At 69.6% G+C, this 22424-nt stretch carries 20 protein-coding genes; 15 read left to right on the forward strand and 5 right to left on the reverse strand.

Annotated features, from left to right (window positions below):
* The first annotated feature begins 494 nt into the window (after positions 1–494).
* Positions 495–1418 (forward strand): tyrosine recombinase XerC, encoded by a 924-nt coding sequence (locus tag AB7V09_RS01295; RefSeq protein WP_419142688.1) that lies wholly within the window; start codon positions 495–497, stop codon positions 1416–1418.
* A 25-nt stretch (positions 1419–1443) separates the two neighbouring features.
* Here the strand turns inward: AB7V09_RS01295 and AB7V09_RS01300 are convergent, their stop codons facing one another.
* Positions 1444–2097, reverse strand: coding sequence for a M23 family metallopeptidase (locus AB7V09_RS01300; protein WP_419142689.1), 654 nt, complete (start codon positions 2095–2097; stop codon positions 1444–1446).
* Between the two features lie 633 nt (positions 2098–2730).
* On the opposite strand from AB7V09_RS01300, the gene rpsB reads away from it, so the two are divergent.
* From rpsB to AB7V09_RS01365, 13 genes are all read left to right on the forward strand, one after another.
* Positions 2731–3579, forward strand: coding sequence for a 30S ribosomal protein S2 (gene rpsB / locus AB7V09_RS01305; protein WP_009747744.1), 849 nt, complete (start codon positions 2731–2733; stop codon positions 3577–3579).
* Between the two features lie 108 nt (positions 3580–3687).
* Complete coding sequence (gene tsf, locus AB7V09_RS01310; RefSeq protein WP_003786404.1) at positions 3688–4527, forward strand: translation elongation factor Ts; 840 nt, start codon at positions 3688–3690, stop codon at positions 4525–4527.
* 268 nt (positions 4528–4795) lie between these two features.
* Positions 4796–5548, forward strand: a complete 753-nt coding sequence (gene pyrH / locus AB7V09_RS01315; RefSeq protein ID WP_009407162.1) for a UMP kinase — start codon at positions 4796–4798, stop codon at positions 5546–5548.
* Positions 5549–5703: 155 nt separating this feature from the next.
* Positions 5704–6261 carry a ribosome recycling factor gene (frr, locus tag AB7V09_RS01320; protein ID WP_003786400.1) on the forward strand — a complete coding sequence of 186 codons (558 nt, stop codon included), beginning with the start codon at positions 5704–5706 and terminating at the stop codon, positions 6259–6261.
* A gap of 72 nt (positions 6262–6333) precedes the next feature.
* Entirely contained in the window at positions 6334–7263 is a 930-nt protein-coding gene (locus AB7V09_RS01325; protein ID WP_009407305.1) for a phosphatidate cytidylyltransferase, read from the forward strand.
* Positions 7264–7334: 71 nt separating this feature from the next.
* Positions 7335–8597 carry a 23S rRNA (adenine(2503)-C(2))-methyltransferase RlmN gene (gene rlmN, locus AB7V09_RS01330; RefSeq protein WP_075253297.1) on the forward strand — a complete coding sequence of 421 codons (1263 nt, stop codon included), beginning with the start codon at positions 7335–7337 and terminating at the stop codon, positions 8595–8597.
* Entirely contained in the window at positions 8594–9139 is a 546-nt protein-coding gene (locus AB7V09_RS01335) for a DivIVA domain-containing protein (RefSeq protein ID WP_003786395.1), read from the forward strand. The genes rlmN and AB7V09_RS01335 overlap by 4 nt, the downstream gene beginning before the upstream one ends.
* A gap of 41 nt (positions 9140–9180) precedes the next feature.
* Positions 9181–10473, forward strand: coding sequence for a 1-deoxy-D-xylulose-5-phosphate reductoisomerase (dxr, locus tag AB7V09_RS01340; protein WP_419142690.1), 1293 nt, complete (start codon positions 9181–9183; stop codon positions 10471–10473).
* A complete protein-coding gene (locus tag AB7V09_RS01345) occupies positions 10470–11804 on the forward strand; it encodes a M50 family metallopeptidase (RefSeq protein ID WP_075415158.1) in 1335 nt (444 codons plus the stop codon). Before dxr ends, AB7V09_RS01345 begins: the two co-directional genes overlap by 4 nt.
* A 102-nt stretch (positions 11805–11906) precedes the next feature.
* Complete coding sequence (gene ispG, locus AB7V09_RS01350) at positions 11907–13088, forward strand: flavodoxin-dependent (E)-4-hydroxy-3-methylbut-2-enyl-diphosphate synthase (protein WP_419142691.1); 1182 nt, start codon at positions 11907–11909, stop codon at positions 13086–13088.
* A gap of 49 nt (positions 13089–13137) precedes the next feature.
* Positions 13138–14127, forward strand: a complete 990-nt coding sequence (locus tag AB7V09_RS01355; RefSeq protein ID WP_081385359.1) for a GNAT family N-acetyltransferase — start codon at positions 13138–13140, stop codon at positions 14125–14127.
* 110 nt (positions 14128–14237) lie between these two features.
* The gene (locus AB7V09_RS01360) at positions 14238–14528 is read left to right on the forward strand and encodes a hypothetical protein (protein ID WP_075415160.1); all 291 of its coding nucleotides are present in this window, start codon (positions 14238–14240) and stop codon (positions 14526–14528) included.
* Positions 14525–15901 (forward strand): tripartite tricarboxylate transporter permease, encoded by a 1377-nt coding sequence (locus AB7V09_RS01365; RefSeq protein WP_419142692.1) that lies wholly within the window; start codon positions 14525–14527, stop codon positions 15899–15901. Before AB7V09_RS01360 ends, AB7V09_RS01365 begins: the two co-directional genes overlap by 4 nt.
* Positions 15902–16070: 169 nt before the next feature.
* Here the strand turns inward: AB7V09_RS01365 and fni are convergent, their stop codons facing one another.
* The 4 genes from fni to mvk are packed head-to-tail and all read right to left on the reverse strand — an operon-like array spanning position 16071 to position 20324.
* A complete protein-coding gene (fni, locus tag AB7V09_RS01370) occupies positions 16071–17159 on the reverse strand; it encodes a type 2 isopentenyl-diphosphate Delta-isomerase (protein ID WP_419142693.1) in 1089 nt (362 codons plus the stop codon).
* Positions 17156–18343 carry a phosphomevalonate kinase gene (locus tag AB7V09_RS01375; protein WP_419142694.1) on the reverse strand — a complete coding sequence of 396 codons (1188 nt, stop codon included), beginning with the start codon at positions 18341–18343 and terminating at the stop codon, positions 17156–17158. Before AB7V09_RS01375 ends, fni begins: the two co-directional genes overlap by 4 nt.
* Entirely contained in the window at positions 18334–19365 is a 1032-nt protein-coding gene (gene mvaD / locus AB7V09_RS01380; RefSeq protein WP_279014462.1) for a diphosphomevalonate decarboxylase, read from the reverse strand. Before mvaD ends, AB7V09_RS01375 begins: the two co-directional genes overlap by 10 nt.
* On the reverse strand, positions 19362–20324 hold the full coding sequence (gene mvk / locus AB7V09_RS01385; protein WP_419142695.1) for a mevalonate kinase: 963 nt from the start codon (positions 20322–20324) through the stop codon (positions 19362–19364). The genes mvaD and mvk overlap by 4 nt, the downstream gene beginning before the upstream one ends.
* 257 nt (positions 20325–20581) lie before the next feature.
* On the opposite strand from mvk, the gene AB7V09_RS01390 reads away from it, so the two are divergent.
* Positions 20582–22414 carry a proline--tRNA ligase gene (locus AB7V09_RS01390; RefSeq protein ID WP_419142696.1) on the forward strand — a complete coding sequence of 611 codons (1833 nt, stop codon included), beginning with the start codon at positions 20582–20584 and terminating at the stop codon, positions 22412–22414.
* Positions 22415–22424 lie beyond the last annotated feature (10 nt).

The following is a 22424-nucleotide window of genomic DNA, read 5'->3' on the forward strand; positions in this document are numbered from 1 at the left end:
AGGTCCCGTAAGAACGGGGAAGATTTTAATCTTCGTATTGGAAGGCTGCAAGGTTGATGCGTTTCCTCGAGGGAGTGGCAAGGTGTGGGCATATCCCCGGTATAGGGCCTAAATCTGGTACTGAGAGTGACGGCTGGGGTGTGGGTGTTATGAACTTGTGACTCATTGGCCTTGATTGCCGTATAAATTATTTATTGCAGACCCTTATGTTGGTGTGCTTCGTCATTTGTGTGAGCCAGAGTGAGGGGTATCCCCCAGGTTGTGCGTTGAATCAAGGTGGCGATTGTCTGTCCGGCGGAGATAGTGCTCTGAGGCGGAGGTGGTTAGTGGCGAGGGCGTCGCCGAGACTCTCATGCTTGGGCAGAGCCGGGGCGCTTCAGGGCGGCGTCACCGGGCCCTGCGCTGCCGAAGCTTGCGGCGCGTATTCCGTGGAGGGCCCGTCCCGGCGCCGTAGTCTTCAGGTGTTCTTGTCGCCAGCAGGGAGGAGGGAGCACATGCCGAGGACGCGCGCCGATCTGCTCGACTCCTACCGCAGCTACCTGGCCCTGCAACGGGACCTGTCCGGGCACACCGTGCGCGCCTATCTCGTCGACATCAACGACCTGCTGAGCTTCCTCGGTGTCGGTGAGGGTGACGCGGAGCCAGTCGACGCCGCCCTGGCCACCCTCGACCTGGCGGACCTGCGGGACTGGCTCGCCGCGATGGCCGCGAGCGGTCACTCGCGCGCCACCCTGGCCCGCCGCTCGGCCTCGGTGAGGACCTTCTCCTCCTGGGCCTTCGAGACAGGACTGCTCACCTCCGACGTCGCCGCGCGTCTGCGCGCGCCCCGCGTCGACAACCGCCTGCCCGGAGTGCTGACGACCCAGCAGGCCTCGCAGCTGCTCAAAACCGCCTCGGACCTCGCCTCTGACGGGCACGTCCTGGCCGTGCGTGACCTGGCCATCATCGAGACGCTCTACGCGACCGGAGTGCGGGTCTCCGAGCTCGTCGGCCTGGATGTCGCCGACCTCGACCACTCCCAACGGACCCTGCGAGTCCTGGGGAAGGGTCGTAAGGAACGGACCGTCCCCTACGGGCTGCCCGCCGCCAAGGCGCTGGAGGCATGGCTGCATCAGCGCGGTGAGATCTGCGCCGTCGATGCGGGAGGCGCCCTCTTCCTCGGGGCTCGAGGGCGACGCATCGATCCCCGGGCGGTGCGCGACGTCGTCCACCGCCTGTGCGCGGCCGCCCAAGTGCCCGACCTGGGCCCGCACGGACTGCGGCACAGCACCGCCACCCACGTCCTGGGCGGGGGAGCGGACCTGCGCAGCGTTCAAGAGCTCCTCGGCCACTCCTCCCTGGCCACCACCCAGCGCTACACCCACGTCTCGGCTGAGCGCCTGCGCAGCGTCTACGAGCAGGCCTTCCCCCGCGCCTGAGCGGAGCCCGCGTGTGGCCGCATTCTCAGTGAAGGGGCTTGAGACGGATGACGGCAGGTTGCAGCAGGCGCAGCGGGTTGATGTACGTCTTGGGGCCGGTACGCGCCCCCCAGTGCAGGGCGCAGACCCCGTCCGAGCGGTGCCCCGCCAGCAGGGTGCCGATGACCTGCCCCGCAGCCACCGTGTCACCGGCGCTGACGGCCGGTTCGACCGGCTCATAGGTGGTGCGGATCCGGTCGGCGTGGTCGATGGACACCACGGGGCGCCCGGCCACCATGCCGGCGAAGGCGACCGTCCCCGCGGCGGCGCTGCGGATCTGCGTGCCCTCAGCGGCCGCAAGATCCACTCCCCGGTGTCCGCGTCCCCACACGACGGCGGGCGGGTCGAAGTCCTCCACCACGGTGGCCGGCACGCCGGTCGGCCACTGATAGCGACCCCGCGGGCGCCGGGGACCCGCAGACCGGTCCGTCGGCGCCAGGCCTGCCGTCCCCGCGCCATTGATGAGCGGGGAGGAGGGGCTCAGGCTTGTCACGAGCGAGGTCGACGAGCTCAACCAGTCGGCGGCCTCGGCCGGCCCAGACGCGCTGCTCGTCAGCTCGGGCAGCAACGGTGCCTGGACCCACGGAGCCCGAACCGTGGTCACAGCAGTGCTAGTGGCTGAGCCGGGGAGAGTGCTCATGCCCTGAGCCGGTGGAGCACCGGGCAGTGCGGCCAGCGCGCCGCAGGCGATCAGGGCCGTTGCCAGCGCGGCGAGACGGTGGGGCGTGCGAGGATCTCGGAGGTGGCGGCTTTTTCGAGGCTGCTGTGGCTGCATGCCCTCAGAGTGCGCGCCGAGCGGCCCTCGGCGCCGGGGGCGTCGTCGGCCCTGTGGAAAGCCCCGTGAGGAAGGCGGCCTGTGGTGACCGGAATGACTCTGAATACCGCTGATTCGGCCTCGGCTGCTGGTCCAGTCCTGTGGTAGCCTCGCCTCCGCAGCATTCTGCGGATCGCTCCGGCGTCAGCGGGAAACGGGCCCGGAATGCTGACTTCGCGTGCCTGCACCCGAGCATCTCGGGACGTCCCTCCGGGCGACACGGTCGCGGTCCCGGTCATCACGGTTCGCCACGGTGAACGGGTGGCCGTGCGTCGCAGGCACCAGGCCCCATCCGCGCCGGCTCCCAGCCGGTCACCGGCTCCGGTGCGCGTTCGCAAGCGTGCGGAACCACGGGGAAGAACCCAGATGAAGAACCCTGGGACGCGTCCGGGCGCAGCTCGGCCGTCCCCCGAATGATCGTGCGTCGAGCAACCTCTCGGCACACACGGAAGGACCGTCATGGCCGTCGTTACCATGCGCCAGCTCCTTGACAGCGGTGTCCACTTCGGGCACCAGACTCGTCGCTGGAACCCCAAGATGAAGCGCTTCATCCTCACCGAGCGCAACGGCATCTACATCATCGACCTCCAGCAGTCCATTGAGGGCATCAACACCGCCTACGACTTCGTCAAGGAGATCGTCGCTCGCGGCGGCAACATCCTGTTCGTCGGAACCAAGAAGCAGGCCCAGGCCGCCGTGGCCGAGCAGGCCCAGCGCGTCGGCATGCCCTACGTCAACCAGCGCTGGCTGGGCGGCATGCTCACCAACTTCTCCACCGTGCGCGCCCGCCTGGACCGCATGAAGGAGCTCGAGCAGATCGACTTCGACGACGTGGCCGGCTCCGGCCGCACCAAGAAGGAGCTGCTCATGATGCGCCGCGAGAAGGACAAGCTCCAGCGCACCCTGGGCGGTATCCGCGACATGAGCAAGCTCCCCGCGGCCGTGTGGGTTGTGGACACCAAGAAGGAGCACCTGGCCATCTCCGAGGCCCAGAAGCTCGGGATCCCGGTCATCGCCATCCTGGACACCAACTGCGACCCGGACGAGGCCACCTACGGCATCCCCGGCAACGACGACGCCATCCGCGCCGTCACCCTGCTGACCCGTGTCGTCGCCGACGCCACCGCCGAGGGCCTGCTGGCCCGCTCCGGCGGCCGTGCCCGCACTGGTGAGGAGGCCGAGGTCGCCCCCGCCGACGCCGAGCCGCTGCCCGAGTGGGAGGCCCAGCTCCTCGCCGGAGCCGAGGCCGACGCCCCGGCCGCTGAGGCTGCTGAGACCGCCGAGGCCCCCGCCGCCGAGCAGGCCTGAGCCCGTCCTTCAGCTCCTCGCTCACAGCGCGGCGTCCCTGCGCTGTGAGCACCTCTCACTCGTCCTTTTTCACACGTCTATTAGTCACTGACTGACCAGGAGACATTCATGGCGAACTACACCACCGCTGACATCAAGGCGCTGCGCGAGAAGACCGGCGCGGGCATGCTCGACGTCAAGAAGGCCCTCGACGAGGCCAACGGCGACGCCGAGAAGGCCATCGAGATCATTCGCGTCAAGGGCCTCAAGGGCATTGCCAAGCGCGAGGGCCGCGCCGCCTCCGCCGGCCTCATCGCCGCCAAGGTCGTCGACTCCGGCAACGGCCAGGTCGGCGTCCTCGTCGAGATCAACGCCGAGACCGACTTCGTGGCCAAGAACCAGAAGTTCCTCGACTACGCCGAGCAGGTCCTCACCGCCGCCCTGGACTCCGGCGCCACCGACGCCGAGGCCCTGGCCGAGGTTGAGGTCGACGGCTCCACCGTCAAGGAGCTCACCGACGGCATGCAGGCCGTCATCGGCGAGAAGATCGTCGTGCGCCGTGTCGGCCGCCTCGAGGCCGACAAGATCGAGCTCTACCTGCACCGCACCAACCCCGACCTGCCCGCGCAGGTCGGCGTCCTGGTGGGCACCGACGCCAAGGCCGCCGAGGTGGCTCACGACGTCGCCATGCACATCGCCGCCTACTCCCCGGCCTACGCCACCCGTGAGGACGTCCCGGCCGAGGTCGTGGACAAGGAGCGCGCCATCGCCGAGGAGACCACCCGCGCCGAGGGCAAGCCCGAGAAGGCCATCCCCAAGATCGTCGAGGGTCGTCTCAACGGCTTCTTCAAGGAGAACGTCCTGGTCGACCAGGCCTTCGCCAAGGACCCCAAGACCACGGTCGGCAAGGTTGTCGAGGCTACCGGTGGCGAGCTGACCGGCTTCGTGCGCTTCCGCGTCGGCGCCTGATCCGCTCACTGATCGGGGCGGGGGGGGGGGGGGGGAGGGGTTCTCCCCCCCCCCCCCCCCCCCCGTTTCTCTCCCCACTCATCGACATCCCTCACCGTCTGTTCCCCGGGGCGCCCTCCTCGAGCACGTCTTCAGCGTGGCCCTGGTCCCATGGCACGGCCCCATGGTGTGTCTGACCGCCGGGGTTGACGCTCATCGTGGCCCGGTGCCCGCCCGGACGGGGTAGGCTGTGCCAAGCCTGCCCACCGAACCCAGGAGACATAGCGCAATGAGTCAGGAACCGGCTCGTGACGACCGCGTCGCCCACGGCACGCACCCCAGACGTGTTCTACTCAAGCTCTCCGGTGAGGTCTTCGGTGGCGGAGCCATAGGTCTGGACCCCGACGTCGTCTCCGACGCCGCCCGCCAGATCGCCGAGGCCGTGCGCGCCGGAGTCCAGGTCTCCGTCGTCGTCGGAGGCGGGAACTTCTTCCGCGGCGCCGAGCTCTCCTCGCGCGGCATGGACCGCGCCCGCGCCGACTACATGGGCATGCTGGGAACCGTCATGAACGCCCTGGCCCTGCAGGACTTCATTGAGAAGGCCGGGGTGCCCGCCCGTGTCCAGACCGCCATCGCCATGGGACAGGTCGCCGAGTCCTACATCCCCCTGCGTGCCATCCGCCACATGGAGAAGAACCGCGTCGTCGTCTTCGGCGCCGGTGCCGGCCTGCCCTACTTCTCCACGGACACCGTCTCGGCCCAGCGCGCCCTGGAGACCCACTGCGACGAGTTGCTCGTGGGCAAGAACGGGGTTGACGGCGTCTACACCGCCGACCCCCGTAAGAACCCCGATGCCCGGCGCCTGGACCGGCTCACCTACGAGCGCGCCCTGGCCGACGGCCTCCAGGTGGTCGACGCCTCCGCCTTCGCCCTGTGCCGCGACAACGGCCTGACCATGCGCGTCTTCGGCATGGGGGAGCCCGGCAACATCACCCGAGCCCTGCTGGGTGAGAGAATCGGGACACTCGTCAGCTGCGACTGACCCGGCTGCGAGCTCCGACGGGCCGCCGAGGGCCCCTTCGAGCTCCGTGACCGCGTGCGGCGCAGACGGCCGGCACACCCTCCCAACCCGCAGCCATCCCCGCGATGGCCGATCACTACCTGACGAACCCACGACCGCCCAGTAAAGGAAGCACCATGATCGACGACGTCATGCTCGAGGCCGAGGACAAGATGGACAAGGCCCTCCAGGCCGCCAAGAGCGAGCTGGCCACCATCCGCACCGGCCGCGCCAACCCCTCGATGTTCAACGGGATCGTCGTGGACTACTACGGCGCCCCCACCCCGCTCCAGCAGCTCGCCTCCCTGACGATCCCCGAGGCCCGCACCGTCCTGGTCAGCCCCTTCGACCGCTCCGCCATGAAGGACATCGTCACCGCCATCCGCGAGTCCGACCTCGGCGTCAACCCCACCGATGACGGCACCGTCATCCGCGTCACCCTGCCGGCACTGACCGAGGAGCGCCGCAAGGACTACGTCAAGCTCGCCCGTTCCCGCGCCGAGGACTCCCGCGTCCAGGTGCGCGGTATCCGCGGCAAGGCCAAGAAGGAGCTCGAGGCCATCAAGAAGGACGGCGAGGCCGGCGAGGACGACGTCAAGCGCGCCGAGCACGAGCTCGACGGCCTCACCAAGCGCTTCGTTGAGCAGATCGACGCCGCCCTGAGCGCCAAGGAGGCCGAGCTGCTCGAGGTCTGAGCCGCCTCGTCCCGGGAGCGGCCGCGCCACCGTCCGGCCTCCCGCCCTGTCCCGTCAACCCCTGTGAGCCCCGTGTCGCCTCTGCTGAACCCGCGCCCCACGCGCAACCACGACCCCCTGCCCGCCACCGGGCGGGCGGGACGCAACCTGCCCGCCGCCATCGGGGTGGCGGTCGTGCTCATCGCCGTGGTCCTGGGGTCCCTGGCCTTCTACAAGGTCATCTTCGTGGGCGTCGTCGTCCTGGCCGTGTGCGGCGCGCTGTGGGAGCTGGCGGCGGCCTTCGCCCGCAAGCGCATCCGCCTGCCCCTGGCGCCGCTGTGGCTGGGGACCCTGGGAATCTCCGTGTGCGCCTGGGAGGTGGGAGCGGAGGCGGCCTTCGGGGCCTACGTCGCCACCGTCGGCGCCTGCGTCCTGTGGAGCTTCATGGACCAGGCCGAGGCGGAGGTCGGCACCGTCCTGGAGCAGGCCGGCCACGACATCCCCCGCACCGAGGCCCACGACGAGGTCCGCCGCTCGCGCTCCAGCGCCGCGGCCGCGTCGGTCTTCGCCGCCACCTACCTGCCCTTCCTGGCCGGCTTCGCGGTCCTGCTCCTGGTGCAGGAGCACGGAGTGGGAAAAGTCATGATGCTCATCGCCCTGGCGGCCGCCAACGACACCGGCGGGTGGATGGCCGGCATCACCTTCGGCCGTCACCCCCTGGCGCCCTCGGTCTCACCCAAGAAGTCCTGGGAGGGGCTCATGGGCTCCCTCATCGCAGCCGTCGCCACCGGTGCCGGCTGCGTCTGGGCCATCGGCGGCCCCTGGTGGACCGGAGCCGCACTGGGCGCCTGTACCGTGATCGTCTCCACCCTGGGAGACCTGGGGGAGTCCCTGCTCAAGCGGGACCTGGGACTCAAGGACATGGGCACGCTCCTGCCCGGGCACGGCGGAATCATGGACCGACTCGACTCGATCCTCGTGGCCGCTCCACTTGTCTACGCCTTCACCCTCCTGGTGAAATAGGGACGCATGCCGCACCCACCCCTATCGACCAGCCCGGCCCTCCCCAGCCCCGGGACACGAGGAGCACGAGCGTGAGTCCATCGCGAGCACAGCAGCGCCCCCGGCGCCCGCAGCCCGTCAGCATCACCGGACGGCCACATGACGGCCGGGTCCAGGTCATGCCCACCGACCAGCCCCCGGAGGGCGCCACCAGCCCCGACGCCAAACCGCGCCTGTCCTTCGCGGTGCCCGCCGCGCGCGGCAAGGCCCCCCGCCACCTGGCCGACCTCGACCTGGCCGGCCGCAAGGCCGCCTGCAAGGACTCGGGCCTGCCCTCCTTCCGGGCCGACCAGCTCTCACGCCACTACTTCACGCACTTCACCCGCGACAGTGCGGACATGACCGACCTGCCCGCCGCCCAGCGCGAGCAGCTGTGCGCCGAGCTGCTGCCCGAGCTCATCACCCCGGTACGAGCCCTGCGCGCCGACGGCGGGCGCACCATCAAGCACCTGTGGGAGCTGCACGACGGCGTGCGCGTCGAGAGCGTCCTCATGCGTTACAAGGAGCGCACCACCCTGTGCGTCTCCTCCCAGGCCGGCTGCGGCATGGCCTGCCCCTTCTGCGCCACCGGTCAGATGGGCCTGACCCGCAACCTGTCCACCGGGGAGATCGTGGAGCAGGTGCGCCACGCCGCCCAGGCCTCGGCCGCTGGGGAGCTGACTGGGGGACCGGCCCGCCTGTCCAACGTGGTCTTCATGGGCATGGGCGAGCCGATGGTCAACTACAAGAACGTCGTCGGCGCCCTCCACCGGCTCATCGACCCGGCCCCGGAGGGCTTCGGCCTGTCGGCGCGTGGCATCACCGTCTCCACCGTGGGACTCGTCCCCCTCATCCGCCGACTCGCCGGCGAGGGGCTGCCGGTGACCCTGGCCGTCTCCCTGCACGCCCCCGACGACGAGCTGCGCGACGAGCTCATCCCCGTCAACTCCAAGTGGAAGGTCGGCGAGCTGCTCGACGCCGCCCACGACTACTTCCTGGCCACCGGCCGGCGCGTGTCCATCGAGTACGCGCTCATCAAGGACATGAACGACCACGCCTGGCGCGCCCAGCTGCTCGCTGACGAGCTCAACCGCAGGGACACCGGATGGGCCCATGTCAACCCCATCCCGCTCAACCCCACTCCGGGCTCCATCTGGACCTGCTCGGAGGTTGCGGTTCAGGATATGTTCGTCGACACGCTCCGGCGTGCCGGAATTACCACGACAGTGCGAGACACTCGAGGCAGCGACATCGACGGTGCCTGCGGTCAGCTCGCGACCGAGGTACTCAACCAGGAGAGGGTCAAGACGACATGAGCGACATGTTCCCCAAGTCAGCGCTCCTGCGACCGGGCTACCGCCCCGAGCAGGTGGACCGCTACTTCGAGACGGCTCACGAGATCTACGACGCCGGTGAGCTCGACGAGATGGACTCCGAGGGCGTGCGCACCGTCGCCTTCGACGTCGTCCTGCGCGGCTACCAGCCCCAGGCCGTGGACGCCGCCCTCGACCGGCTCGAGGCCGCCTTCCTCCAGCGCCGTCGCGCGGCCTTCGTGGCCAAGAACGGCCGCCAGGCCTGGATGGACCAGGTCACCCAGCTCGCCACCACCCTCTACCCGCGTCTGCTGCGCCCGGCCGGCGAGCGCTTCGCCCCGGCCTCCGGACAGGGCTACGACAAGACCGACGTCGATGCCCTCATGGACCGTATCGCCGGCTACTTCGACTCCGACACCACCCTGACCTCCAGCGAGGTGCGCGGAGCGGTCTTCCGCCGCGCCCGGGGGAACAAGGCCTACGGTGAGCCCAGCGTCGACCGTTACCTGGCGCGCGTCGTCGAGGTCCTCCTATCCGTCGAGTGAGTCACGCCCGTCGAGCCCGTCCTGAGGAAACCCGCCACTCCATGACCAGCCACGCAGCAGCGCCCTCCCACAACCCACAGCGACTGGTCCTCCTGGGATCCACCGGGTCGATCGGCACCCAGACGCTCGAGGTCCTCTCCCGCCTGGGGAAGCACGCCCCGCGAGTGGCCGCCCTGGCTGCCGGCGGATCGCGCCTGGAGCTCCTGGCCCGCCAGGCCATCACCTGGGAGGTTCCCGTCCTGGCCGTCACCGGCGGGGGAGAGGATCTCGCCGGCCGCCTGCGCCAGGCCCTGAGAGCCGCAGCCGCCCAGGTCGGCCGCCCCGACCCGGTCACCACCATCCTCACCGGCCCCGACGCCGCCACCACGGCGGTCCAGACCGCCGAGCTCGGGGCAGGCGACACGGTCGTCAACGGCATCACCGGTTCGGTGGGACTGCTGCCCACGCTGGCCGCCCTGGCCAGCGGAGCCCGCCTGGCCCTGGCCAATAAGGAGTCCCTCGTCGTCGGGGGCGCCCTGGTCCGCCAGGCGCTGATCCGACCCGGCCAGATCGTCCCCGTGGACTCCGAGCACTCCGCCATCGCCCAGGCCCTGGCCTGCGGGCGCCACGAGAAGGGACTGACCAGTCCCGTCCTCAGCGGACGCAGCGAGGTGCGGCGGCTGGTCCTGACCGCCTCCGGCGGCCCCTTCCGTGGGCGCAGCCGCGCCGAGCTCACCGGAATCAGTGCCGCCGCCGCCCTCAAGCACCCCACCTGGGACATGGGGCCGGTGGTGACCATCAACTCCTCGACCCTCATCAACAAGGGGCTCGAGCTTATCGAGGCCCACCTCCTGTTCGACGTGGCACCCGAGCGGATCGACGTCGTCGTCCACCCCCAGTCCGTCATCCACTCCATGGTGGAGTTCACCGACGGCGCCACCATCGCCCAGGCCTCCCCGCCCGACATGCGCCTGCCCATCGCCCTGGGCATGACCTGGCCCGAGCGCCCCGACCTGTCGGGCCTGGTGGCTCCCAACGACTGGCGTGAACCGGTCAGCTGGACCTTCGAGCCGCTGGACGGCGCCGCCTTCCCCGCCGTTGACCTGGCCCGCAGCGCCGTGGCGGCCTCGGACACCCACCCGGCCGTGCTCAACGCGACCAACGAGCAGGCCGTCGCCGCCTTCCTCGCCGGTGGCCTGGAGTGGCTCGATATCGTCGAGATCGATGCGGCCGTCGTCGGGGAGCACGAGGGCCTGACCGACCCGGGCCTCGACGACGTCCTGGCCGTGGAGACCTGGGCACGCGCCCGCGCCGACGAGCTCATCGCGGCACGAAACGGAGGAACGCACTCGTGAGCACCACCTTGGCCTACATCCTGGGCATCGTCATCCTCGTCATCGGGATCGGTGTCTCAGTGGCCCTTCACGAGCTCGGGCACATGATCCCCGCCAAGAAGTTCGGCGTGAAGGTACCCGAGTACTTCATCGGCTTCGGCCCCAAGATCTGGTCGTTCAAGCGCGGGGAGACCGAGTACGGCGTCAAGGCCATCTGGTTGGGCGGCTACGTCAAGCTCGTCGGCATGCTGCCTCCGGCCAGGCCCGGCAGACCGGACCGCCGACGCAAGGACGGAAGCCTGGGCATGGTGGGCGAGGCTCGCGCCGAGGCCCTGGAGGAGATCCAGCCCGGCGAGGAGCACCGGGCCTTCTACCACCTCAGCGTCCCCAAGAAGCTCGTCGTCATGGCCGGGGGGATCCTCACCAACCTGGTCCTGGGGATCGTGCTGCTGGCCGTGGCCGTCGGCGTGGTCGGCATCCCCGGACGCACGACGACGCTGTCGACCGTGGCGCCCTGCGTGTCGTCCGACATCGACGCGGGCGCCCCCTGCCAGGACTCCGACCCGGTCGGCCCCGCCAGCGCCGCCGGCATACGGGTCGGCGACAGGATCGTCTCCTGGGGCGGGGTGAAGGTCTCCACCTGGGAGGAGCTGCAGGCCCGGATCGCCGCCCAAGGCACCAGCCCCACCGAGGTCGTCATCGAGCGCGACGGAGCCGAGCGCACCGTGAGGGTCACCGCGGTCGAGGCCCAGCGCACCGTTCGCGACGCGCAGGGCGCCCCGGTCAAGGACGCCTCCGGGGCCGTGCGCACCCAGGCCCGCCCCTATGTCGGCATCTCCCCGTCGCTGGGAACCATTCCCCTGAGTCCCGCCAAGATCCCCGGCATCATCGGGCAGGCCATCGGAGGGACGGTCAAGGCCATCGCCACCCTTCCGGTGGGCCTCTATCACGCCGTTCAGGCGGCGCTGGGCGTTGAGCAGCGCAGCGCCGACAGCGGCGTCGTGGGCCTGGTGGGCATGGGGCGCATGGCCGGAAATGCCACCAGTGGAGGTGTGGCCGGAGGCGGGGCGGTCCCCCTGTCGATGCGGGTGAGCACCATGCTCATGCTGCTGGGCAGCCTCAACCTGGCGCTGTTCGCCTTCAACCTGGTGCCCCTGCTGCCACTGGACGGCGGGCACGTGCTCGGAGCCTGCTGGGAGGGCATCCGGCGCTCGATCGCCAAGGCGCAGGGCAAGCCCGATCCGGGCCCCGTGGACACGGCCAGGATGCTGCCCGTCGGTCAGGTCGTCTTCGGTCTGCTGATCGCCATGGCCCTGGTCCTGGTGTGGGTGGATATCGCGGCGCCGCTGTGAGGCACGCAGGGCCTGGCAGGGCGTGAGCAAATCGGTACCGGCGGGAGCGATGCCACACACCGGAGGCGCTGGGCCGGGCAGGGCGGGTGACATACTGGACGGGTGACTGAAGCGATCGCTCTTGGCATCCCTACGATGCGTGCCCAGGCCCCGGTCCTGGCAGCGCGCCGACCCACCCGCAAGATCCGGGTCGGCAGCCTCAGCGTCGGTGGAGACGCCCCCATCACCGTGCAGTCGATGACCACCACGAAGACCCACGACATCGGTGCCACTCTGCAGCAGATCGCCGAGCTGACGGCCGCGGGCTGCGACATCGTCCGCGTGGCCTGCCCTACTGACAAAGATGCCGAGGCACTGCCGATCATCGCCAAGCAGTCCCGCATCCCCGTCATCGCGGACATCCACTTCAACCCCAAGTACGTCTTCGCCGCCATTGAGGCGGGCTGCGGCGCGGTGCGCGTCAACCCCGGCAACATCCGCAAGTTCGACGACCAGGTCGCCGACATCTGCAAAGCCGCCTCCGACGCCGGCGTCTCCCTGCGCATCGGCGTTAACGCCGGTTCCTTGGACAAGCGCCTGCTCAAGAAGTACGGGAAGGCCACCCCCGAGGCGCTCGTGGAGTCGGCCACCTGGGAGGCCGGGCTCTTCGAGGAGAACGACTTCCACGACTTCAAGATCTCCGTCAAGCACCACGACGTCGTCACCATGGTGCAGGCCTATCGGCTCCTGTCGGAGGCCGGCCAGTGGCCCCTGCACCTGGGCGTGACCGAGGCCGGCCCCGCCTTCCAGGGCACCATCAAGTCCTGCGCCGCCTTCGGCACCCTGCTGGCCGAGGGCATCGGCGACACCATCCGAGTCTCGCTGTCCGCTCCTCCGGTCGAGGAGGTCAAGGTGGGCACCAAGCTCTTAGAGTTCATGGGGCTGCGCGAGCGCCAGCTCGAGATCGTCTCCTGTCCCTCCTGCGGCCGGGCTCAGGTGGATGTGTGGACCCTTGCCGAGGAGGTGGAGGCGGGACTCAAGAAGGTCACCGCGCCGTTGCGCGTGGCCGTCATGGGCTGTGTCGTCAACGGCCCCGGCGAGGCCCGTGAGGCAGACCTGGGCTGCGCCTCGGGCAACGGCAAGGGTCAGATCTTCGTGCGTGGCCAGGTGGTTGAGACCGTCCCCGAGGACCAGGTCGTTGAGACCCTCCTCAAGCACGCCGAGGTCATGGCCGCTGAGATGGCCGAGGAGCTCGGTGAGGATGCACTGGCTGGCACCGCTCCCATGGTCTCCGCCGCCGGTTGAGGACCGGTGAGGGCCAGGCGCTTCCAGCGTCGGCCCAGACCTGACGGGCATGAGCTTCCTGCGGCACCGTGAGACGAGACGCGCTCAGCGTCACGCCGACCGCCTGACACCGGTTCCCTCCGATCAGGTGTCGGGAGTCATGTCGCTGTGCGCCCTGGAACCGGTCTGCGCCGTGAGCCTGGTCCAGCAGATGCAGCGCTGGAACCGCTGGGGGCGCGGAGACGTCGTCGCCCTGGGCGGACTGGCGCAGCCCGTCGCCGCGGCCTGGTCGGTCGGCTCCCTCATGCCCTTCGGTCTGGCAGGGCGCCCCGAGCACGGTCTGCGGGCGGCCGATGCCGGCGAGATCCGGGCGCTGGCCGAGCACTGCCGACCCCGCCTGTCCAGGCACGGCTCGGTCTGCGGGCCGGCCCGGGACGTCACAGCGATCTGGGGCGCGCTCAGCGAGCAGGGAGTGCGTTCCCGTCAGGAGCGCTGGAAGCAGCCGGTCCTGGTCGCACCTCGCCCGACTGGGGGGCTGAGCGTCGGGTACCGGTCCCGTCACTCGTCCCTGTCCTGGGTGGGGCAGGCGGTCCGCCGGGCGCATCCCAGTGAGACGGAGATGGTTCTTCCGGCCTCGGTGGACATGTTCGTCGGTGAGCTCGGTTACGACCCCACCACCGATGGTTCCGGATACCGGCGCCACGTCGGCTGGCTCATCGAGCAGCGGCGCAGCTACGTCGTCCTCGACGACGGCGCAGGAGGTCCTGTCCAGCCCGGATCGCCCCGGGCGGTGGCCTTCAAGGCCGACGTCGGCGCCCTGTGGCACTCCCCGACAGGCGGCGTCGCCCAGCTCACCGGCGTGTGGACCCGCCCCGACCTGCGTGGGCGGGGAGTCGGGGCGGCAGCACTGGCCGGTGTGGTGGACGCCGTGCGCCGGGACCATGTCGGCGCCGACGGCGTCGTGAGCCTCTACGTCAACGACTACAATGTCCCCGCCCTGGCGCTCTACCGGTCCCTGGGGTTCGTGCAGGTGGGTCTGTTCGCCACGGTGCTCCTGTGAACGTTCCCAGCGAGACCGCAAGGACGATGCTGTTTTGTTACACGGCGCCTGCAAAGTCATGGTGAACAACATATGGAGTGTCTTGGGCGGCTCGCCTACGATCACCAATCGTGCGCAGTACTGATGATGTCGGCTCCGAGGACACGGAGCGTCAGAACAATATCGAGGTCTGGAATGACCTCGTATCACCCAGAGATTTGGTCATCTGTCTCGTGATATCAGTGATATGCGTCATCGCGGCGGTGCTGTTCTCCGTTTATCTCGGAGGCAAGCCGCTGTTTTGGGGGCTGGGGGCCTCCACTATCGGATTTATCGCCTGCTGCTTCCTTGTGACTCCTAAACGTGAGGTCACTATTGTCGATGAGCTGAACGTCGGGGCGAGTGAAGGGGGAGACCAGTGACTGTGAGCCTTCTCCTCATGATGGTGGCCGCCATCCTGGCTGCCGTGGTCCTCTACACCTTCATCGGTTTCATCCCCGGGACCGATGAGACCGGGGTGCTGGCTCCCGTCACTCTGGCGATCATCCTGGCTGGGGCACCACCGCACGTGGTGCTCGCCTTTTTCATATCCGCCGTGGTCACGCTCAACCTCATGAACGGGATCCCGACGGCGTTGGTGGGACTGCCCGGCGGAGTCATGTCCGCTCCGCTCATGGATCACGCCATGGTGCTGCGCAACAAGGGCCTGGCCTCAGACACGATCCGGAAGATGGCGGTTGGGTCCACCATCGGAACCCTTATCTCCATTCCCCTGAGCTTCCTCCTTGCCGGTCTGCTGCTGCCCATGGCCGACTGGATCAAGTCCAACTCCGATATCGTCCTGGCTGCCGGAGCCGTGATTCTGGCCCTGCTCGGAAAGAACCGAATTCTCTCCCTGGTATCGATTCTTCCCATGGCACTCCTGTTCCAGGCGCTTCCGGCGCTCTACCGAGGGACGGGAATTATCCCTGAGAAGGCCAGTGTCAATACCTCCTTCTTCCTCGGGATCACCGTGGGGCCCATGCTCCTGACCCTCCTGGAGCTGCTTAATACCAAGCGTCGGGAGGCACTGCCGCACGGCAATCGCACCAAGGCCGAGCTGCTGCGATCCGGTTTCGAGCGACAGGCGTTGTGGCCGGGGCGGCTCATCACGAGGTCCGAGGGCTGGTGGAGTGCCGCCATGGCCGCCGTCTCCACTCCTCTGTTCATTCTCAGCCCGGTGGGCCTGACCTTCCTGCTGGGCGAGGCCTCCGTGGCCCGCCAGAAGGAGGACCGGGTGCCCCGCGCGCAGCGTGCAGTGACCGTCATGAGCGCCCTGACCCACTCGACCTACCTGGCCGGCGTCATCATTCCGCTGGTGGCGCTCGGGGTCCCGATCTCCGGGGTGTCCGTCGGCCCCGCCGGTCCGCTGTTCAATGCGGGCTCGGTCTACACCAAGCAGCACAACCTGCATCACCTGCTGGACCTGCCCGGATTCATCATCACCGTGACCATCGGGGCTCTTGCCGCGGTTGCGATCACGTACGTCATCGCCGTGCGCTGGTCCTCGCAGATCACCTACTTCGTCATGCGTCGCATTCCCCACGAGGCGGTGCTGGCGCTGTTCGTCGCCTTCGTCCTCCTGCTGGCCTACATCGACGCTGACCAGAAGGCAGGCCTGGCCAATGTCTTCGGGGTCCTGCTTGTGGGAATCGCGTGCGGGTCGCTCAACCGACTGGGGGTCTCCTACGGCGTCCAGTTCATGTCCCTCTACGCGGCTCCCGGCATCGTCAAGGCCCTGGCCGCTCTGGCCTGACCTCCTTCTCGCGGGATGCGGCGGAGGTTGGGGACCGGCCTCCGCCGCACGTCTGTTGCGATCGGCCACGCGAGACTCCGATGTTGAGTCCTGATACCAGCACTGTATGAGTCAGTCGGAGTGAAAGGCAGAGGGGTCGATCCCCCTTGACGGAAGCACCTGGTGACGGTTACGTATCGCTGCGGTGCGCCAGACGGGTCAGGTCGACGCCGAGCAGACGGGCCCGCTCGGCGGTGCTCCCGGTGATGAGAACATCGGTGCGACGCAGCTGGGAGACATCGGCCGCTCCCAGCAGGGTCATGAGGATGCGCACGTGCTCGCTCCAGGTTCGCAGCTCTTGGCACAGGGCTTCGGGGCCCTCCTTGACCAGGGTGCGCAGGACGTGCCCGGAGGCGCCGACGGCGCAGGCGCCCAGGGCCAGCGACCGGACGACGTCGAGCGGGTTGCGCACGCCGCCGGAGGCCAGTACCGGCAGGCTGACCGGCTCCGAGCCGCTCAGCGACTCCAGCAGGCACAGCGCCGTCGACTGGCCCCAGCCGACCAGGTAGGACAGGTCGCGCTGCGGTCGGCGCTCGTTCTCAATGGCGATGAAGTCCGTGCCTCCGGCCCCGGCCACGTCGACGGCCGCGACGCCGGTGCGCGCCAGGGCCTCGATCGTCCGGCGTGAGAGCCCGAAGCCCACCTCCTTGACCACCACCGGGACGGGTACGGCCGCAACGATGCCGGCGATCGCCTCGCTCCAGCCGGTGAAGTCGCGGTCGCCCTCGGGCATGACCAGCTCCTGGGCCGCGTTGAGGTGGATCTGCAAGGCATCGGCCTCCAGCATCTCCACTGCCTGCAGTGCCTCCTGAGGGCTGACGGTCGGTCCGACATTGGCCAGGACGAAGGCGCCCGGGGCCCGGTGTCGGATGACGTGGAAGCCGTCCGCCCGCTCGGGGGCACGCAGGGCCACGTGCTGGGAACCGCAGGCGATCGCGACTCCCGCCTCAGCGGCCGCCTCGGCCAGACCGGCATTGATAGCCGCTGTTGCCTGCGTTCCGCCGGTCATGGCGTTGATGTAGAACGGGACCTCCCAGCGGCAGCCCAGGACGGTGGTGCCGATATCGACCTGCTCGGCGCTGACACCCGGCAGGCTGTGATGGATGAAGGAGACGTCGTCGAAGGCGCCGGCGCGGTCCTGACCGTGCAGACGCATCGCCAGCTCCAGGTGCTCGTCCTTACGGGAGGCCCGCTGCGAGGTGATGGGCTCGTGGCTCATGGGGTGACCTTAACGGGGGAGGCGGTCGAGGAATCAGCACGTGCCTCAGCGGCGTCGGCTGCGCAGGCAGCGGATGAGTCCTGGCTGTAGACCGACAGGTCCAGAGGGCGTATCCCGGCCGTTTCCCACGCGGCTCGCAGTGCAAACAGGTCCGTGGCCGGTGGGCACAGGGCGATTCCGCAGTCCCCGCCCCCGGCGCCCGAGCTCTTGGCCGTGGCCCCGTGGTCGAGCGCGATCTCGACCAGTCTCGCCAGCTCAGTGGTCTCGATGGTCCGGCCGCCGATCCGGCTGAGCCCTGCCAGAAGAGCCCTGTTGCGTGCGATCTGGCGCATGATCCGGGCGGCGTCGTCATCCTCGATCGCGGTGATGAGACGAGCCAGGCAGTCCTGGCTGTCGCGCAGGAAGACGGTGTAGTCATCGGCCCCGTGGGATCGGGTCTGGACGTCGGCGACCAGGGCCGGGGTGGAGGCGGGCGCACCGGTCCAGCCCACCTGAAGCCGCAATGAGGGAGACGGCAGGCGGCGGACGCTCAGACCTGGCCAGTCCGCCTCCACGAGATCGCTCATGCCACCGGCCCCGGCTCGCTGCCGGGCTCGGCGCAGCCACGAGCGGTCGGGGGAGGTGTAGGCCACCCACCCGGTCATGGCGCTCGCGGCGATGTCTCCTCCTGAGCCGATCGGCTGGACCGTGTCACTGGCCAGCATCGCCAGCTTGTAGACGGTCAGGTCGTCGGCGGCCAGGCCGTAGAAGACGGCGACGGCGCGCACCGTCGCCACCGTCACCGCCGATGATGAGCCCAGCCCCAGCTTGCGCCCGTCGTCCTCCTCCAGCTCGCTGGAGACACTCAGGTCGAAGGAGCGGGGCCGGCCGCCGCCCTGGGTCACCAGCGCCTCAACGACTCGGATCGCCGAGATGATGTAGTCGTCCTCTCCTCCGACTGCCTCGGCCTGGCCGTCCTGCGGTCGGTGGCGCCAGGGCCTGGAGCCGGTGGCGTAGAGCCGCGAGCTGATCGTGCCCGCGTACCCGCCGGCGGGGGAGCAGGGCGTGATGCGCACGGTGATGAATCGGTCGACGGCGACCAGGACCGCTCGGTGGCCGGGCTCGACGACGGCGTACTCTCCGGCGATGTAGAGCTTGCCCGGCGCCCTGGAGACCACGTCGCCGCCGCGAGAGGTCAGGGGCATGGGCCCTCCTCGATACGCACCCCGCCGCCGGGACGCCTCACCGAGACGGTGGTGCCGGTCAGACGGTCCCGCAGCGCGGCGGCGACCTCCTCGGCACGGGCGCCCTCGGTGAGGACCTTGACGTTGGGGCCGGCATCGATCGTTGCCCAGACGGGCAGCCCCTCCTCGCGCATGGCGCGGATCGCGTGCAGTGCCGCCACGGTCTGCGGCAGCCAGTAGATGATGCCCGGGCGGGCCGCGATCATCGTGGCGTGCATGCCCAGGGCGTTACCCTCGACGATCTCTCCGAGCCGCGCCAGGTCGCCCGCCCGGACCGCCTCCAGCGCCACCTGAAGGTCCCTCCCGCTGGCCTCGACCCAGGCGGGGAAGAGAGGGGAGGACGACATGGTGGCCCGCATGGCACGGGTCGAGCTGATGGGCTTGTAACGCTGCGAGAGCACGACGACGACCATTGCCAGGTCCATCTCGAAGGCGACCGGCTCGGCGTAGGAGGAGGCGTCGTCGTGGCCCGCGTTCCACAGGACCAGCCCGCCGAAGACGGAGCGGGTCGCCGAGCCCGAGCCGCGTCGGGCCAGTCTGGAGAGCTCCCGGTTATCGAGATCCATGCCGGCGGCCCGGGAGGCTGCCGCTGCAAGCGCCGCGAAGCCCGCCGCCGAGCTCGCCAGGCCGGCCGCCAGCGGGACCGAGGCCCGAGAGGTGACGGTTGCCGGGGCAGAGACGCCTGTGCGGGCGCGCACCAGGTCGAGGAACCGGGTCACTCGCCCCAGCTCCACGGCGCTGGGGGAGACCCCGTTGATCGTCACCGAGTCTGCGGCACCGTCCCCGCCGTCGAAGGAGACCGTCGTCGTCGTCCGGGTGCCGCCGAGGGTGAGGGACAGGCTCGAGGTGGCGGGGATCGCCTGTGCCTCATCGACCTTGCCCCAGTACTTGATGAGCGCGATGTTGGTGTTCGCGCTGGCCGTCGCGGTCGCGATGGCGGACGGGGAGGAGCCGGCAGCGGCTCCAGGGGGTACGGCGGTCACTCGTCCACCTCGCTGATGCGCATCCGATAGCTCCATGTCTCCGGTGCGCCGGCCTGTTCCAGGGCGGCACGTACCCGGCGCGTGGCGGACTCGCCGGTGACCAGGGCGATGACGCAGCCGCCGAGTCCTCCGCCGGTGAGCTTGGCGCCCAGTGCCCCGGCGCTGCGGGCGGCCTCGGTGAGGTCATCGAGGATCGGCAGGCTCAGGCTGAGCTCGGTCAGCACCGCGTGCGCCTCATCCATGGCGACCCCGAGGGCCGGGGCGTCGGCCTGGTCCAGGGCCATGATCGCGTTCTGGGTGAGTGCTCCCAGTCGGTTGATACGCGGGCCGATGTTGTCAGGATCGTTCTCGTAGCGCCGGCGCAGGCCTCCAACGGCCTCTCGGGTGGAGCCGTGGATCCCGGAGTCGGCGATGATGAGGGAGGCGTTCTCAATGCGCTGGCTCAGGGGCCGCATCTGCCCTCCCTGGAACCGGATGGGGCACGGGGAGCAGGTGGCGGCGGCGTCGAGCCCCGACGGCTTGCCGTGAGCGATCTGCTCGGCCATCTGCGTCAGGGCGAACAGCTCGTCCGCGGCGGCCTCGCGCCCGCAGGCGTCCAGAACCGCACGGATGATCGCGCCGGCCGCCGCGGCTGACGAACCGAGCCCGCGCTCATGGGGGAAGTCGCTGACGGTGGTGATCTCAAGGGCCTGGTCCAGGCACCCGGAGAACTCCCGGGCCACCTCGAAGGCTCGCGCCACGCTGGCGAACCGCGGTCCGGCCTGCGTCAGGGGGCCCGAGTAGTCCAGGCTGCTCAGCGTGGAGGGGCCCGAGGTCGGTCTCGCAGTGGCTCGCATCCGCAGGTCCTGCAGCGGTACGGCGACGGCGGGGTGGCCGTAGACCACGGAGTGCTCACCCAGAAGAATGGCCTTCGCCCACGTCTGGCCGTGTCCCTCACGGATGGAGGAGTGCCTGTCCATATGCTTCCTTGCCTGTGGCCCGCGAGCAGGGGGATGTGACGCGGGCCGAATTCAGGGATAAGAGGGTCAACGAACCCTCCGATGGGATGGAGCGTATCGGGCCCTTCTCGAGGGTCGCAAGTCGTCCCTGACCAGCGTCAAGGCCTCCGGTTCGCCCGGTGCGTCGTCGTTGGTCAGCCGGTCCTGAATCGCGTGATCTCGTACGGTCGGGCGGGCCCCGTTGGGGCCAGGGCACCGGACCCCGTAGGATCGCCCCCGTGCTGCACAGACTCTCCACCTCTTTCATCCGTACCCTGCGCGAGGATCCGGCCGACGCCGAGGTCGCCAGCCACCGACTGCTCGTGCGCGCCTGCTACGTCCGCCGGGCCGCGCCCGGGGTCTACACCTGGCTGCCGCTGGGGCTGCGGACACTGCGCAAGATCGAGGACATCGTGCGCCAGGAGATGGACGCAATGGGAGGCCAGGAGGTCCACTTCCCGGCTCTCCTGCCGGCCGAGCCCTACCAGGCCACCGGCCGCTGGGACGACTACGGCCCCACCCTGTTCAAGCTCCGCGACCGCAAGGATGGGGACTACCTGCTGGCCCCCACTCACGAGGAGATGTTCACCCTCGCGGTCAAGGACCTCTACTCCTCCTACAAGGACCTGCCGGCCGTCATCTACCAGATCCAGACCAAGTACCGCGACGAGGCCCGCCCCCGCGCCGGCATCATCCGCGGCCGCGAGTTCGTCATGAAGGACTCCTACTCCTTCGACATCGACGACGCCGGCCTGGCCGCCGCCTACCAGGCCCACCGCGACACCTACGAGCGGATCTTCACCCGCCTGGGCCTGGACTACGTCATCGTCAACGCCATGGCCGGCGCCATGGGCGGATCCCACTCCGAGGAGTTCCTCCACCCCTGCGAGATCGGTGAGGACACCTTCGTGCGCTCCTCAAGCGGCTACGCGGCCAACGCCGAGGCCGTCACCACCGTGGTCCCCGAGGCCGTGGACGCCTCCGGGATCGGCCCGGCGCGCGTGGTGGACACCCCCGACACCCCCACCATCGACTCCCTGGTCGAGCTGTGCAACCGGGCCTACCCGCGCTCCGACGGGAGGGCCTGGACGGCCGCCGACACCCTCAAGAACGTCGTCGTCACCCTCATCCACCCCGGCGGCGAGCGCGAGCTGCTGGTCGTCGGCGTGCCCGGGGACCGCGACGTCGACATGAAGCGCCTGGAGGCCGCCGTCGCCCCCGCCGAGGTCGAGATGGCCGGCGACACCGACTTCGAGACCCACCCCGAGCTCGTGCGCGGCTACATCGGTCCCACCGCCATCGGCCCGAACTCCCCGCTGCGGCGCGTGGAGAAGCGCGAGGACGGCACCGAGGTCCTCACCGGCTCCGTGCGCTACCTCGTCGACCCTCGGATCGTGGAGGGAACCAGCTGGGTCACCGGCGCCAACACCGACAAGAAGCACGTCCTGGATCTGGTCATGGGGCGTGACTTCATCGCCGACGGCACCATCGAGGCCGCCGAGGTCCGTGAGGGCGACCCCGCCCCCGACGGCTCCGGTCCCCTCCACCTGGCCCGCGGTATCGAGATCGGCCACATCTTCGAGCTGGGACGCAAGTACTCCCAGGCCCTGGGACTGACCGTTCTGGACGAGAACGGCAAGGCCCGCGTGGTCACCATGGGCTCCTACGGCATCGGCGTCAGCCGCGTCATGGCCGCCCTGGCCGAGGCCAACCACGACGACAAGGGACTGTCCTGGCCCGTCCAGATCGCCCCCTACCACGTGCAGGTCCTGGCCACCGGCAAGGACCAGGCCGTCTTCGATGTCGCCGAGCAGATCGCCTCGTCCCTGGACGCCGACGGCGTCGAGGTCCTCTACGATGACCGCCGCAAGGTCTCCGCCGGCGTGAAGTTCGCCGACGCCGAGCTCCTCGGCCTGCCCTACACGCTGGTTGTCGGCCGGGACCTGGCCAAGGAGGGGACCGTGGAGATCCGCGACCGCCGCACCGGCGAGCGCCGCTCCGTGCCAGCCGACGCCGCAGCAGCCGAGCTCAGTACCACCGTCCGCGCCGCCCTGGAGGCCGCCCGTCACTGAACGGCACGGC

Source organism: Actinomyces sp. SKVG-SVH-4(1) (genome assembly GCF_048514265.1).
In the GTDB taxonomy this organism is placed as follows: domain Bacteria; phylum Actinomycetota; class Actinomycetes; order Actinomycetales; family Actinomycetaceae; genus Actinomyces; species Actinomyces oris.

Bases quoted from the DNA above. Each gene is read 5' to 3' on its own strand.
- AB7V09_RS01295 (WP_419142688.1), top strand. From the start codon at position 495: ATGCCGAGGACGCGCGCCGATCTGCTCGACTCCTACCGCAGCTACCTG.
- AB7V09_RS01300 (WP_419142689.1), bottom strand. From the start codon at position 2,097: ATGAGCACTCTCCCCGGCTCAGCCACTAGCACTGCTGTGACCACGGTT.
- rpsB (WP_009747744.1), top strand. From the start codon at position 2,731: ATGGCCGTCGTTACCATGCGCCAGCTCCTTGACAGCGGTGTCCACTTC.
- tsf (WP_003786404.1), top strand. From the start codon at position 3,688: ATGGCGAACTACACCACCGCTGACATCAAGGCGCTGCGCGAGAAGACC.
- pyrH (WP_009407162.1), top strand. From the start codon at position 4,796: ATGAGTCAGGAACCGGCTCGTGACGACCGCGTCGCCCACGGCACGCAC.
- frr (WP_003786400.1), top strand. From the start codon at position 5,704: ATGATCGACGACGTCATGCTCGAGGCCGAGGACAAGATGGACAAGGCC.
- AB7V09_RS01335 (WP_003786395.1), top strand. From the start codon at position 8,594: ATGAGCGACATGTTCCCCAAGTCAGCGCTCCTGCGACCGGGCTACCGC.
- dxr (WP_419142690.1), top strand. From the start codon at position 9,181: ATGACCAGCCACGCAGCAGCGCCCTCCCACAACCCACAGCGACTGGTC.
- AB7V09_RS01355 (WP_081385359.1), top strand. From the start codon at position 13,138: ATGAGCTTCCTGCGGCACCGTGAGACGAGACGCGCTCAGCGTCACGCC.
- fni (WP_419142693.1), bottom strand. From the start codon at position 17,159: ATGAGCCACGAGCCCATCACCTCGCAGCGGGCCTCCCGTAAGGACGAG.
- AB7V09_RS01375 (WP_419142694.1), bottom strand. From the start codon at position 18,343: ATGCCCCTGACCTCTCGCGGCGGCGACGTGGTCTCCAGGGCGCCGGGC.
- mvk (WP_419142695.1), bottom strand. From the start codon at position 20,324: ATGGACAGGCACTCCTCCATCCGTGAGGGACACGGCCAGACGTGGGCG.